Source organism: Blastococcus sp. CT_GayMR16, from assembly GCF_004570875.1.
Classification (GTDB): domain Bacteria; phylum Actinomycetota; class Actinomycetes; order Mycobacteriales; family Geodermatophilaceae; genus Blastococcus_B.
In genome coordinates this window covers 41,769-54,960 of sequence record NZ_SPQK01000015.1, presented here as the reverse complement: position 1 = coordinate 54,960, position 13,192 = coordinate 41,769, and the positions used below count along the sequence as shown (strand labels likewise).

11 protein-coding genes are annotated in these 13,192 nt (G+C 72.1%); 5 read left to right on the top strand and 6 right to left on the bottom strand.

All coding sequences use genetic code 11. The features are described 5' to 3' along the window. Positions 1-39: 39 nt before the first annotated feature. The 4 genes from E4P38_RS23885 to E4P38_RS15765 form a co-directional block, all read right to left on the bottom strand. Entirely contained in the window at positions 40-2,130 is a 2,091-nt protein-coding gene (locus tag E4P38_RS23885; RefSeq protein WP_135132902.1) for a M14 family metallopeptidase, read from the bottom strand. 94 nt (positions 2,131-2,224) lie between these two features. Beyond that, positions 2,225-3,571: an adenylate/guanylate cyclase domain-containing protein gene (locus E4P38_RS15775; protein WP_135132901.1), complete on the bottom strand. Its 1,347-nt coding sequence runs from the start codon at positions 3,569-3,571 to the stop codon at positions 2,225-2,227. 31 nt (positions 3,572-3,602) lie between these two features. Then, positions 3,603-4,433 carry an IclR family transcriptional regulator C-terminal domain-containing protein gene (locus E4P38_RS15770; protein WP_135132900.1) on the bottom strand — a complete coding sequence of 277 codons (831 nt, stop codon included), beginning with the start codon at positions 4,431-4,433 and terminating at the stop codon, positions 3,603-3,605. A gap of 32 nt (positions 4,434-4,465) precedes the next feature. Then, positions 4,466-5,947 carry an amidohydrolase family protein gene (locus E4P38_RS15765; protein ID WP_135132899.1) on the bottom strand — a complete coding sequence of 494 codons (1,482 nt, stop codon included), beginning with the start codon at positions 5,945-5,947 and terminating at the stop codon, positions 4,466-4,468. Positions 5,948-6,175: 228 nt separating this feature from the next. Here E4P38_RS15765 and E4P38_RS15760 point away from each other — a divergent pair, with 228 nt between their 5' ends. Genes E4P38_RS15760 through E4P38_RS15745 form a run of 4 tightly spaced genes read left to right on the top strand, consistent with a single transcriptional unit; the run spans position 6,176 to position 10,079 of the window. Further along, positions 6,176-7,372 carry a CoA transferase gene (locus tag E4P38_RS15760; protein WP_135132898.1) on the top strand — a complete coding sequence of 399 codons (1,197 nt, stop codon included), beginning with the start codon at positions 6,176-6,178 and terminating at the stop codon, positions 7,370-7,372. Beyond that, entirely contained in the window at positions 7,369-8,175 is an 807-nt protein-coding gene (locus E4P38_RS15755; protein ID WP_135132897.1) for a citryl-CoA lyase, read from the top strand. Before E4P38_RS15760 ends, E4P38_RS15755 begins: the two co-directional genes overlap by 4 nt. A gap of 11 nt (positions 8,176-8,186) precedes the next feature. After that, complete coding sequence (locus tag E4P38_RS15750; protein WP_135132896.1) at positions 8,187-9,158, top strand: zinc-binding alcohol dehydrogenase family protein; 972 nt, start codon at positions 8,187-8,189, stop codon at positions 9,156-9,158. Positions 9,159-9,215: 57 nt separating this feature from the next. After that, positions 9,216-10,079, top strand: a complete 864-nt coding sequence (locus tag E4P38_RS15745; protein WP_135132895.1) for a dioxygenase — start codon at positions 9,216-9,218, stop codon at positions 10,077-10,079. A gap of 16 nt (positions 10,080-10,095) precedes the next feature. Here E4P38_RS15745 and E4P38_RS15740 read toward each other — a convergent pair whose 3' ends face one another. Then, positions 10,096-12,627, bottom strand: coding sequence for an HAD-IC family P-type ATPase (locus E4P38_RS15740; protein ID WP_135132894.1), 2,532 nt, complete (start codon positions 12,625-12,627; stop codon positions 10,096-10,098). A gap of 173 nt (positions 12,628-12,800) precedes the next feature. On the opposite strand from E4P38_RS15740, the gene E4P38_RS22970 reads away from it, so the two are divergent. Then, positions 12,801-12,971 (top strand): hypothetical protein, encoded by a 171-nt coding sequence (locus E4P38_RS22970; RefSeq protein ID WP_167760590.1) that lies wholly within the window; start codon positions 12,801-12,803, stop codon positions 12,969-12,971. A 7-nt stretch (positions 12,972-12,978) separates the two neighbouring features. Here the strand turns inward: E4P38_RS22970 and E4P38_RS22965 are convergent, their stop codons facing one another. Then, positions 12,979-13,149, bottom strand: coding sequence for a hypothetical protein (locus E4P38_RS22965; RefSeq protein WP_167760589.1), 171 nt, complete (start codon positions 13,147-13,149; stop codon positions 12,979-12,981). Positions 13,150-13,192 lie beyond the last annotated feature (43 nt).

The window sequence follows — 13,192 nt, the reverse complement described above, 5'->3', positions numbered from 1 at the left end:
GGAGCTGTCGCCCCGCCCTCCCGCCCGGCCGTCCGCGACTCAGGGGCGTCCGCAGGCGGTGAGGTCGACCTGGAGCTGCTGCCCGCGGTCGACGACGACCGGCACGGTCTGGGCCACCGCGCCGTCGCGCTCGCAGGTCAGCGTCCAGTTCTCCACCAGCCCGGGCACCGTCGAGGTGTCGGCGTCGAACAGCTCGGCGGTCAGCGTCCAGCTCGGCGTCACCGAGGCAAAGTTGATCACCCGCAGCACGTAGGTGCCCAGCGCCGGGTCCTGCAGCAGCACCCGCTCCTTCTCGTTGACCGAGTTCCCCGAGCTGCCGACCTGCGTCAGCGAGCCGTCGGCGTTCGTGCGATAGACCTCGAGGTCCAGGTCGTCAGCAGTCGGCCAGTCCAGGTTGATCTCGAGCAGGTCGACGTCCTGGTCGACGGTGAACTCCTGGTCGGTGGACTGGAGCGGTGCCGTCGTCCCGGTCCACGACTCCTCCGCCACCGGGTCGCCGGACACCGTCTCGACCTGCCGGTCCATCACCACCGGGCGGGTGGAGGGGTTGACGTGCCAGGTGTACCGGCCGTCCGGTCCGACGGTCATCGCCGTGTCGAGGCTGTCCTGGATCGAGCCGTCCCAGGTCGGGGTGGCGAACGTCTTCCGCAGCCGCAGGGTCGCTCCGGCCGGGGCCTCGCCGGTGAGCACCGAGTGCGTCGCCGGGTCGACGGCGTTCTCGAGCGCGATCAGGAACGCCTCCCGGTTGCCCTTGCCGCTGTACTCCCCGGCACCCAGGTACTCGTCCACCACCTTCGGGAACGGCGGGTGGAACTCGTCCGGGCCGATCTCGAACGTGTACCCGAAACCGCCCGTCGCGTTGTACGACCAGTCCTCGACCGAGCCGGTGGTGTCGTAGAGTTCCCACGCGTGCTGGCTCGTGTAGCCGTTCTGCGCAGCCATCTCGTCACCGAGCGCTTTCAGCGCCGCCTCGTCGTGGGGGTCACCCAGCGGGATGCCCTCGCTGCCGGGCACCAGGTCCGGTGCCGCGCCGTTCGGGCGGAGCACCAGGTTGGAGAACGTGTGGTTGGTGATCAGCGTCGTCACCTGACGGCCGCTGATCAGCTCCCGGATGTTCTGCGTCTCGGGCTCGGAGAACGCCGCGGCGCCGCGGTACGTGGGGTCGGCGAAGACGTCCGAAGCCCCGGGACCGCCCCAGTAGCCGCCGTAGTTGCGGTTCAGGTCGACGCCGATCCCGTAACCGCCGGGGCTGGTGGCCGCGAGGGCGCAGGTTCCGTCGGGGGTGTCCTGCCCGTCGACGACGCGGCAGTTCTTGCGCATGTACGCGTTGCCGGGCGTGCCCAGGATGGTCGCTGTGCCGCCCCCGTCGGCCGCACGCAGATCGATCAACTCGCCGTCGGTGCGGGACTTGTCGAAACCGTCGACGTTCAGCACCGGCACCACGATCACCCGCGAGCGGTTCACGAGGTCGGTGATCCGGGGGTCGCTGCCGTAGTTCTCGACGAGGTCGATCGCGAACTCCATCGCGTGCTCCCCGGAGGGCCACTCGCGCGCGTGGTGCACGCCGAGCATGAGGAACACCGGCAGCCCCTGCTCGGGTCCGGTCACGTTCTGCCCGATCTCGATGCCGTTGATCTGCTTGCCGTCCAGCGACGGGTGCGGCAGGGAGAACGAGGTGACCAGGTCGGGGTGGGATGCGGCGAGCGCCGCCATGTCGGCGTCGTAGTCGTCCAGCGTGCGGTACGCGTCCCGCCCGGACGGCAGGGGCGAGGTGGCCGTCGTCGCCGCGTAGGCCGCGTTCACCTGATTGTTCTCGGCCTCGCGGACCAGCAGGTCGGGGATGCGGACGTCGTAGCTCAGCCCTGCGGTGGCGAGCGCAGCCACGTCGTCGAGGGTGTGCAGCACGACCTCGACGTAGTCCTGGCCGGCGTGCTCGGTGAGGTCGAGACCCAGGGTCTGCAGCAGCTCCCGGTCGGCGCTCGTGGGGGTGTCGACCGTGACCAGCTGTGGCCGGAAGCTCTCGGGGTCCGCCGCGGCGGGCGCGATGAGGCCGGTCGTGGTGAAGCCGACCAGTACGGCGGTGGCGAGCCCGCACAAGGCGGTACGCCCGCGAACGGAGCTGTGCATCATGGGCCTCTCCTGTCGGAGCAGGGGATGGTGCGTCTGCTCCGAGAACGAGCCCGCGGCCCAGAGGTCACGCCCCGGGGTGCCAGACAGCATCCGACTACGGCGCGGCGAGGTCAGCCGCGAACAGCTCCCACTCGTCGGGGACGCCCTTGAGCCGGTGGCTCCCGCGCGGACTGAATCGGAAGCCAGAGCCTGCGACGAGGTCCCTGACCGTGCGCGAACAGAGGATCTCTGCGGTGCCGGCGCGGGCCAGCACGCGGGCGGCGATGTGCACGGCGATCCCGCGGATGTGGTCGTCGACCAGTTCGACCTCGCCGGTGTGCAGCCCCACCCGGATCTGCAGCCCCTGCTCCGCGAGTTCCGCCCGCATGGCCGCCGCCGCCCGGATCGCCCGCGCCGGGCCGTCGAAGGTCGCCAGGAAGCCGTCGCCCGTCGTCTCCACCTCGCGCCCCCGGAACCGCGCCAGGTTCGACCGGACCACCGTGTTGTGCTCTTCCAGCAGACGACGCCAGCGCCGGTCGCCCAGCTCCGCCGCCCGCGCCGTGGAGCCGACGATGTCGGTGAACAGCACGGTGAGCACCACGCGGTCGGGCTCGGCCGCCGGCATGCTGCCGGTCAGGAACTCCTGCGTCAGCGCCACCACGGTGTCCTGATCACCGAAGAACGGGAAGTGGTCATCGCCCGGCAGTTCCCGGAAGGTCGCCGCGGCGAGTCGCTCGGCCATGTATCTGCTCGCCCGGACATCGGCCATGCGGTCACTGCTCCGGTGCAGCACCAGCGTGGGCGCCCGGACGGCGCCGAGCACGCCCCGGATGTCCACCGGGCCCATCGCCGTGATCTCGTCCAGCGACTCGGGATTGCTGGCGGCCGAGTGCCGGTAGGTCGTCCACCACCGGCGCGTGGCGGCGTCGGTCACATCCGTCGGAGCGAGGTCGTACAGGAGCTGCCCGGGGTTCAGCGCCCCCGCCTCGACGGCGTCGATGAGCTGAGCCCGCTCCTCAGGAGTCGCGCCCCAGGGGTAGTCGTCGTCGCGCAGGGTCGCCGGGTGCGCAGCGAAGGTCACCACCGCCGACGTCAGCTCCGGATGGGTGGCGGCGAACAGCAGGGCCAGCCGCCCACCCAGGTGGCAGCCGAAGAAGGCGGTGCGCTCGGAGCCGACGGCCGTCATGACGGCGCGGACGTCGTCCATCCAGTCCTCGAAGGCGTGGCCGGTCGGGCCGCGGTCGGACATCCCGTTGCCGGTCCGGTCGAAGAGGATCAGTCGCGAGAAGGACGCGAGCCGGTGCAGGAAATCGGCGAACGCGGGGTTCTCCCACATCAGCGCGAGATGGCTCGGCCACCCGAAGAGGAAGACCAGATCCAGCGGACCCTCGCCGAGGACCTGGTAGGCCAGCGTCGTCCCGTTCGCGTTGCGAGTGAAGGAGACGGGCGGACCGAACCGCATGCGCGGCACCCTAGGGCAGATCGCCTCCGTTTCAGGCGGTCGCGGACCCGTGCGTGGAACGCCGGGCGACCTCGACGTGCGGGCGGCTCTGCCACAGCGCCCACTCCGCGCCGATGTCGCCGGCCGTCCGCAGCAGTAGCGGCAGGTACTCCTGCAGCAGCCGTTCGGTCGCCGTCTCGGCGGCGTGCACGGTCACGTTCATCGCGGCCTGCACCACCCCGTGGCGGTCGCGGACCGGAACCGCGACGGAGCGCACGCCGGGCGCCAGCTCCTCGTCGGCCAGTGCCCAGCCGCGCGCCCGGATCTCGGTCAGCTCGTCCCGGAGCAGGTCGGGGGACCGGCCGATGTACGGCGGCAGTCCCGCCCGGCTCGGCTCGGCGAGCGTCGACTCGAGCTCGGTAGGGGAGAGGGCGGCCAGCAGCACCTTGCCCTGGGACGTCTGGGCGGCCGGGAAACGCGTGCCGATGTCGACCCGCAGCGCGATCAGCTTGGGCACGGAGACCCGGGCGACGTAGACGATGTCGGCGCCGTCCAGCTGCGCCATCGACGACGACTCGCCCGTGCTGGCGACCAGGGCCTCCAGGTGCGGCCGGGCGATGTCCCAGAGCCCGAGCGCCCCCACGTAGGCCATGCCGAGGGTGAGCACTTTCGGGGTCAGCACGAACGAGGTGCCGCAGGACCGGACGAAGCCCAGTTCCTCCAGCGTCAGGAGCAGCCGTCGGGCGGTCGGGCGGGCAAGCCCGGCCGCCGTGGCGACCTCGGACAGGGACATCTCGCGGTGGCCGGCGTCGAAGCAGGCGAGCACGTCGAGACCCCGCGCGAGCGCCTCGACGAAGTCCGGCCCGGTGCCGCGTCCCGCCATGTCCGTCTTCCTCTCTCTCGCCGTCCCTCCCGTCAGCGGCCGAGCACCCGTTCCTCGCCGCCGGCGCGCTTGGACTCGTCCACGTAGTCGGTGTACTGGTACGGGTTGTCGAGGATCGCTGCCTCGGCCGCAGGCATGTCGGGGAACATGCCCTGCTGCCACGTCTCCTCGCCGCACGCGCCCTTCAGGTAGTCGATCGTCGACTCGATCTCCCGGCGGACCGGCGCGAGGTCGATGCCGACCAGCTTTCCGTCGTGCTTCACGACCCGGCCGTTGACGAGCACCGTGTGCACGTCTCCGCGCTGGGCCTGGAAGGCGACGTGCCCGAAGGGGTTGAGCAGGGGGAACGACACGGGGGAGTTGTCGTTCTTGATCAGGACGACGTCGGCCTTCTTGCCCTCCTGCAGGCTGCCGAGGTCGTCGCGGCCGAGGGCGTGCGCGCCCCCGCGTGTGGTCCACTCGACCACCTTCTGGGCGCGCAGCCGCAGATGGGTGATGGTGTCGCCGGCCAGATGAGCGGTGAGGTGCTCGGACATCCGGTCGGCGTTGAGGGTCGCCCGCATCGCGGAGAACATGTCGCCGCTCCACCACACGCTGGTGTCCATCGACAGCGACACCGGGATGCCGTACTCCAGCACCTGCTCGGTCGGCGCGTGTCCCTGGCCGGCGCTGCACTCCGACTCGGTGGCCACCGAGATCGAGCCGCCCGTGGCGGCGATGCGCTGGTAGCTGTCCCGGGTCAAGGTGGAGGCGTGCACGTAGACCGTCTCCGGGTTCATGAACCCGTGCTCGTGCATCAGGCGGATGCCGTCGTCGTTGGTGGCGCCCCAGACACCGGCGTGCGTCGTCACCGGGATCCCGAGGTCCCGGGCCACCTCGAACGCCGCCTTCTCGGGAAAGGTCGGGTCGCCGGTGACGTCGAAGGCCATCTGCACGCCCATCATGTCGTCGGACGCGTCGCGCAGGCGCTCGAGCAGCGATCGGACGGCGGGATCGGCGCTCCACTCCCACGGGCCGGCCTGGATGTTGCCGTAGGCCATCACGAACCGGCCGGGCACCGAGCGCAACGCGTCGAGCGCCGCTTCCCCGTGGTCGATGGTGTGCAGGTTGTGCGACCAGTCGACCGTCGTCGTCACACCGGCGTCGAGCGACTCGATGGCCGCGAGCCGGTTGCCCGCCGCGATGTCCTCGGGACGGAACTTCTTGCCGTGCTCGAGGTAGTACCAGACGAAGTACTGGGTGAGCGTCCAGTCGGCGCCGTAGCCGCGCATCGCGGTCTGCCACATGTGCCGGTGGGTGTCGATCATCCCGGGCATGACGATGCCGCCGCGGGCGTCGATCTCCTGCGTGCCCTCCGGCACGTCCAGGCCGGCCCCGACGCCGGCGATGCGGTCGCCCACCACCAGGACGTCGGCGTCGGTCAGGACCGTGCCGGCGTCGTCCATGGTCAGCACCGTGCCGCCGCGCAGCACCACGGGTCGGCCGGGCTCGGGAGCGGGCTCGGAGTGGGTCATCGTCTCCTCCTCGGACGTGCGCGACTCCCGCCGGACGACTGTCCGCACAGCGGTCAACAGGTGCGTGCGCGGCCACCCTCGTGCTGTCCGTCTGCGCTGTCAAGGGCGCACGCGCGCACCATCTGTCACGTGGAAGCGCAGGTTGACACCGCGCTACGGTGCTGAAGAGACTGCCGATCGGCGAGGCGGACGGATGTCCGTCCCCGACCACAAGGAGCGGTGCGAGCGATGAGTTCAGGACCGGACAGGCCCGGCGGAGGCGTGACCCGCGGGCCGCTGGCCGGCATCCTGGTCGCGGACTTCTCCCGAATCCTCGCCGGGCCGTACAGCACGATGCTGCTCGCCGACCTCGGCGCCGAGGTGGTCAAGGTCGAGGGGCCCGGGGGCGACGACACCCGCACGTGGCAACCGCCGGTCCGGGAGGGGGTCGCGACCTACTACCTCGGCGTCAACCGGAACAAGCGATCGGTCGCCCTCGACCTCAAGGACACCGCGGACGCCGACCTCGCCCGCGAGCTGGCCCGCCGCGCCGACGTCGTCGTCGAGAACTTCAAGCCCGGTGGGCTGGCCCGCTTCGGCCTGGACTACGACAGCGTGGCCGCGGTCAACCCCGGCGTCGTCTACGCCTCGATCAGCGGCTTCGGCAGCGGGCCCGGGGGTGCCGCCCTGCCCGGCTACGACCTGATCGTGCAGGCCATCTCGGGGTTCATGAGCCTGACCGGCGATGCCGACGGCGAGCCCTACCGGGCAGGGGTCGCACTGTTCGACGTGATGGCGGGGCTGCACGCCACGATCGGCGTGCTCGCCGCCCTCAACCACCGGCACGAGACGGGTACGGGGCAGCACGTCGAGGTCAATCTGCTGAGCTCGGCCCTGTCGGGACTGGTCAACCAGACCAGCGCGTTCGTCGCCGGCGGGGTCGTTCCCTTCCGGATGGGCAACAGCCATCCGAGCCTCTTCCCCTACGAGCCGCTGCCGTGCGCCGACGGCGAGCTGATCATCACGGCCGGCAACGACGGCCAGTTCCGCCGGCTCTGCGAGGTGCTGGGCGTCCCCGACCTGGCCGCGGACCCCCGCTTCCTGCGCAACGAGAACCGCACCGCCAACCGGGACGAGCTCCGCCCGCTCCTCGTCGAGCGGCTGCGCACCCGGTCGAAGATGGACTGGTTCCGCGACATCATCGGCGCGGGGGTGCCGTGCGGGCCGATCAACACGATCGACCAGGGCGTGGCCTTCGCCGAGGAGATCGGCCTGGACCCGGTCGTGACCGTCGGGGAGGGCGCGGCCGCCGTCCCCTCGGTGCGCAACCCGATCACCTTCTCGGCCACCGAGGCCGCGTACCGGCTGCCGCCGCCGACCCTCGACGAGCACGGCGCCGAGATCAGGACATGGCTGACCGACGGCCGGGAGGAGCGCACCGCATGAGCGCCGACGGCACGCCACTGTCCTTCCCCACCTCCCTCGGCACGTCGAGCTCCGACGAGATCCGGCTGCTGGGCCAGGACCTCACTGCCGACCTCATGGGCAAGGTCGGATTCGGCGAACTCGCCTTCTGGCTGGTCGCCCTCCGCCGTCCCACCCCGTCGGAGACCCGGGTCTTCGAGGCCGTGCTCGTCGCCCTCGCCGACCACGGGTTCACCCCCACGGCCATCGCGGCGCGCCTCACCTACCTCTCGGCGCCGGACTCGCTGCAGGGCGCGCTCGCGGCCGGACTGCTCGGCGGCGGGTCGCGCTTCCTCGGCGTCACCGAGGACTGCGGGATGTTCCTGCACGCGGTGCTCGCCGGTGTCGACGGTCCCCATCCGACGGACGACCAGGGGTGGGACGCGCTCGCCCTGGAGGCCGTCCGATCGGCCCGGGCAGCCGGTCGCCTCGTTCCGGGTCTCGGACACCCCGTGCACAAGGACGGCGACCCGCGGACGCCGGTCCTGATCGGCATCGCCGAGGAGGAGGGCCTGCGCGGACCGCACCTGCGGCTGTTCGAGGCGGTCGGGCGCATGCACGAGCAGGTGCTCGGCCGCCGGCTCCCGCTCAACGGTGCCGGGGTGTGCGGTGCGGCGCTGGCCGACCTCGGTCTGCCGGTGGAGCTGCTGCGCGGGTTCGCGCTGCTCGCCCGCGCCGCCGGGCTCCTGGGCCAGATCGCCGAGGAACGCCGCCGGCCGATCGGCATGGCTGCCTACCTGGCCGTCGACCGCAACGCCGTCTACGTCGACCCAGAGACGGACTGAGGGAGGCCCGCGTGCGCGCAGCGGTCCTGCACACCCCGGGGGAGGCGCCCGCCTACGGGTCGCACCCGGATCCCGTGCCGGCGCCCGGGTTCACGCTCGTGGCGGTGACCGCGGCCCCGATCGTGCCGCTGGACCTGCTCTGCGCCTCGGGGAGTTCCTACTTCGGGCGACCGGCCACCCCGTACGTGCCCGGCGTGCAGGGGGTCGGGGTCGTCGAGCGGTCCGACGTCCTGTCCCCTGGGACGCGGGTCTGGTTCGCCAGCTCCGCGGGGATGGCCCCCGGCGACGGCGGCCTCGCCGAACGGTGCCTCGTCCCGGACGCGGACGTCGTCCCGATCGCGGCCGACGTCCCGGATCCGGCGCTCGCCGCCCTGGGGCTCTCCGCCGTCGCTGCGTGGATGGCCTTGACCTGGCGCGGGCGGCTGCAGCCCGGGGAGCGGGTGCTCGTCCTCGGCGGCGGGGGAGCGGTCGGGCAGTCGGCGGTGGGGGCGGCGAAGCTGCTGGGCGCCGGCCGAGTCGTCGCCGGGTGCCGGTCGGAGGAGGGGCAGGAGCGAGCGCGACGAGCGGGTGCAGACGCTGTGGTGCCGCTGGCGGGCGACGCGGAGGCGCTGGCGACCCGCTTCGCCGACGCGAGCGGCGGAGCGGTCGACGTCGTGATCGACCCGGTGTTCGGCACGGCGGCGACCGCGGCCTCCCGGGTGCTGGCCGACGGGGGCCGTCTGGTCAACCTCGGCGGCGCGTCCGGCGACGTCGCGGAGTTCTCCTCCGCCCTCCTGCGCAGCCGCTCGGCCGAGGTCCTCGGCTACACCAACAATGCACTCACCGGTGAGCAGCGGCGGTCCGCCGTGACCGCCGTGGCGGAGAACGCCGCCGCCGGGCGACTGGGCGTGGCGCACGAACCGGTGCTGCTGGCCGAGGTCGCGCACGCCTGGCGACGGCAGGCATCCGGGGACGCGGGTGTCCGGCTGGTGCTGACGCCCTGAGCTCTTGCAGTACGCGGACGGCGACCGCCGCACGCACGGACCGGTAGGAGGACCTCCATGCATCTCGTCACCGAGGACAACATCACCGACCTCGCCGTCGCGCGCTGGGCCACCGCCAGGGATGCGCGCACGGCCGAGGTGATGACCGCGCTGGTCCGGCACCTGCACGACTTCGCCCGCGAGGTGCGGCTGACCGAGGCCGAGTGGATGGCCGGGATCCGGTGGCTGACGCGGACCGGGCAGATCAGCGACGAGAAGCGCGAGGAGTTCATCCTCACCTCCGACGTCCTCGGCCTGTCGATGCTGGTGGTCCAGATGAACCACCGGCTCGACCCGGCCGCGACTCCGGCGACGGTGCTCGGCCCGTTCCACATCGAGGGCTCGCCGGAACTCGACTTCGGCGCGGACATGTCCGACGGGCTGCCCGGTACGCCGTTCTACCTGCACGGCACGGTCCGCGATCTCGAGGGCAACCCGGTCGCGGGCGCCGTGCTCGACGTCTGGCAGGCCGACACCGAGGGCGCCTACGAGTCGCAGGTCCCCGACATCGACGAGGCGCGCCTGCGGGCCAAGTACGCGACCCGGGAGGACGGCAGCTACTGCGTGCGCACCATCGCGCCGCTGGGCTACACGATCCCGATGGACGGCCCGGTCGGCGACCTCATCTCGCAGACCGAGATCAGCCATTTCCGCCCGGCGCACATCCACTTCCTCATCAACGTGCCGGGCTTCGAGCCCCTCATCACCCACCTGTTCCAGGAGGGTGCGGACTACCTCGACAGCGACGTGGTCTTCGGGACGAAGCAGGAGCTCGTCGTGGCGTTCGAGCCGCGCCGGCCCGGGGCCACGCCGGACGGCGGGACGTCCGAGGTGCCGTGGTCGGAGGCCCACTACGACTTCGTGCTCCAGCGCCAGGGATGACCCGGCGCGAACGCCGCTACGGCAGGTTCGCCAGCCCGAGGGCGCGGTCCAGCAGCCGCGACCGGTAGGCCGCGCTCAGCACGGCGAACCACACCACGAGCGCGGGCAGCACGGTGCGGAACACCGGGTCCGCGGCCGTGGTGAGCCCGAAGTAGTCGGTGACCGCGGGGATGAACAGGCCGGCGGAGAAGACCGCCACGAGCACGGCGACGAGCACCGTGGGGCGTCGGTCGCCGTCCGGTCGCGTCCACGACGCGAAGAACCGGGTCGGCGGTTTCAGGAACAGGATGAGCAGGAACGCCGCGTAGGAGACGAAGGTCGACAGCGCGGTCTGGGCCCCGATCGTGGCGGCTGCCTCGGCGAAGCCGACGTCGCCGGAGGAGATCCCGGTGTAGCGCTCGAAGTCGCTCACCACGAAGTCGGGGACGACGGAGGAGCTGAAGCCGTCCAGCAGAGTCGTGTAGTGGTAGGCGTACACCGCCACCCCACCCGCGGCCGTGATCACCGCGGCCGGGACGACGAACTTCCCGAGGTTGGCCAGCAGGTGCGGGTCGGGCGCCGTCGGGCGGGCCCATGTCGTCAGGAACAGCGTCGGGACGCCGACGGTGAGCAGGGTCAGGCCGACGTTCGCCGGTGAGTACGGAAAGCCCAGGCCGAGCATGGTCACGGCCAGGATCACCAGGCCCTGCGTGCCGACGCGGGCGAGGAAGACCTGCATCGACGTGCCGATCCCGTTGATGATCCGGCGTCCCTCGTGCTGGGCGGGCAGCAGCGCGCCCAGGGAGTCGCCGGTCAGGACGATGTCGGCGACGTCCCGCGTGACGGCGCTGCCGCTCTTCATCGCCACGCCGACCTGCGCCCGCTTGAGCGCGCGGGCGTCGTTGACGCCGTCGCCGATCATGGCGACGTAGCGGCCCTGCCGGCGCAGGGAGTCGACCAGTTGCTCCTTCTGCTCGGGGGCGATCCGGCCGAACACCGTCGTCCGGGCGACCACCGCGTCCAGCTCGGGCTCGGACAGGCGGGTGAGATCCGGGCCGGCCACCGGCTCGCCGCCGTCGATCCCTGCCTGGGCGACGAGGGCGGCGACGGTCCGGGGATCGTCGCCCGAGATGACCTTCAGCGCGATGCCGTCGGCGGTCAGCCGGGCGAAGGTCGCGGGGACGTCGGGGCGCAGCTCGTCGGCGAGGGCGAGGACGGCGACCGGGTCGAGCGCGGGCAGCCGCGCGCGGCCGGCGGGATCGCGCAGCGGGGCGTGGGGATCGACGGCGCGCGCGACGACGAGCACCCGGAGGCCTTGGGAGGCCCGCTCGGTCACGGTCCCCGTCAGAGGTGATCCCGAGAGGGAGGGCGCGAGCGCGTCGGGCGCCCCGAGGACGTACACGCCGTCGTCCGTGCGCAGCGCGCTCCAACGCAGCGACGACGAGAACGGGATCTCGTCCCTGACCTGCCACGCCTCGCCCGGGAGGGCGGCGGCGAGCGCCGACGTGGTCAGGTTGGCGGCGGCCGCGCTCCGGGCCAGGGAGCCGACCAGGTGCTCGGCGGCTCCGGCGTCCAGGGCCCCGACCGACTGCAGCTCGGCCAGCGACAGGCGGCCGGTGGTGAGCGTGCCGGTCTTGTCGGTGCAGAGGACGTCGACGTTGCTGACCGACTCCACGGCGTTGACGCGCTGCACGAGGGCGCCGTCCCCTGCGCTCTTCGCGGCGCCCATCGTGTAGGCCACGGTGACGAGGAAGAACAGACCGTAGGGCACGAGGCCGGACAACACGGCGGTGGTCTGCACGACCCGGACCAGCGTGAATCCCTCCAGGGCGGCCTGCAGGAGGATCGTCGCGCTCATCAGCGCCACGAGCACCATCACCAGGCGGACGACGAACTCGATGCGGCGCTGCAGGGGCGTGACGTCGGTCGTGGCCCGGCGGGCGTCGGCGGTCAGCCGGCTGGCATAGCTGGCCGCGCCGACGTCCCGGGCGAGCTGGTGCCCCTCCCCGCCGACGCTGAAGCTGCCGGAGAGCAGATCGTCGCCGGGCAACTTCCGCAACGGCTCGGACTCGCCGGTCAGCAGCGACTCGTCGACCTCGACCAGGCCGCCGTCCAGGAGCGGGCCGTCGACCACGACCTGGTCGCCGGGACGCAGGTGCAGCACGTCGCCGCGGACGACCTCCTCGGGCGTCACCGCGATGTCGCCGCCGTCGCGCACCACGGTGACCTGGCCCCGGCTGAGCAGCTGCAGGCGGTCCAGCTTCCGCTTGGCCCGGATCTCCTGGACGGCGCTGATGGCGGCGTTGACCAGGCCGAGGCCGACGCTGGTGAAGGCGTCGTTGTAGCGGCCCAGCGCGAGCAGCGCCGCGCCGATCACGAACAGGATGATGTTGAAGAAGGAGAAGACGTTGGTGCGCAGGATCCGCGCATAGCTCCGGGACGACGCGCTGCCGGCGACGTTGGCCTCACCGCGCTTCCGGCGGGCGTCCGCCTCCCGCTGGGACAAGCCGGCCGGCGCGGTGGTGGGCACCGTGCTCCGGGTCGGGCCGGTCTCCTCCTGCACGTCCATCCGCGCTCGCCCTCTGTGCGTCGGTCCCAGGACGTCAGGACCTCCCGCGACCTCTGGAGTCTGCCCGGCGGGAAGGAGAGACGCTCGACGGTGGCCTGATCTCACAGCAGTCGCACAGCCGCGCCGAGGAGCCCCCACTGGACGGGACGGCGCGTGCCCGCCAGGCTGCGCGCGTGAGCGAGAACCCGTATGCGATCCCGGTCGAGGACCTCGTGGCGAGCGCCAGGGTCGACGTCGTCGACCAGGTCGAGGAGCAGGCGCAGCCGCGGCCGGTCGCTCTCGACAGGTCGAACCCGGTCACTCCCTACGCCGACGGCATGAGCGGCGACGCGGACGGCGACTGACCGCCGCTCACCAGCCGCGGGGGAGGGCCTTGTTGTTCCGCTTGTTCCAGCCGATCGCCGCAGTGGCCACGAAGAAGATCAGTCCCACGACGGCGAGCCAGAACAGGCCCTTGATGACGGCGCCCAGGACGGTGATCACGAGCCAGACGGCGAGCAGTAGTCCGAGGAAGCGGAGCACGGGGTCCTCCCGACGTCGACGGTGGTTCCTCGCTCCAGCGTAG

Excerpts from the sequence above, each read along its gene's own strand:
- E4P38_RS23885 (WP_135132902.1), bottom strand. The coding sequence starts at position 2,130 with ATGATGCACAGCTCCGTTCGCGGGCGTACCGCCTTGTGCGGGCTCGCC.
- E4P38_RS15775 (WP_135132901.1), bottom strand. The coding sequence starts at position 3,571 with ATGCGGTTCGGTCCGCCCGTCTCCTTCACTCGCAACGCGAACGGGACG.
- E4P38_RS15770 (WP_135132900.1), bottom strand. The coding sequence starts at position 4,433 with ATGGCGGGACGCGGCACCGGGCCGGACTTCGTCGAGGCGCTCGCGCGG.
- E4P38_RS15765 (WP_135132899.1), bottom strand. The coding sequence starts at position 5,947 with ATGACCCACTCCGAGCCCGCTCCCGAGCCCGGCCGACCCGTGGTGCTG.
- E4P38_RS15760 (WP_135132898.1), top strand. The coding sequence starts at position 6,176 with ATGAGTTCAGGACCGGACAGGCCCGGCGGAGGCGTGACCCGCGGGCCG.
- E4P38_RS15755 (WP_135132897.1), top strand. The coding sequence starts at position 7,369 with ATGAGCGCCGACGGCACGCCACTGTCCTTCCCCACCTCCCTCGGCACG.
- E4P38_RS15745 (WP_135132895.1), top strand. The coding sequence starts at position 9,216 with ATGCATCTCGTCACCGAGGACAACATCACCGACCTCGCCGTCGCGCGC.
- E4P38_RS15740 (WP_135132894.1), bottom strand. The coding sequence starts at position 12,627 with ATGGACGTGCAGGAGGAGACCGGCCCGACCCGGAGCACGGTGCCCACC.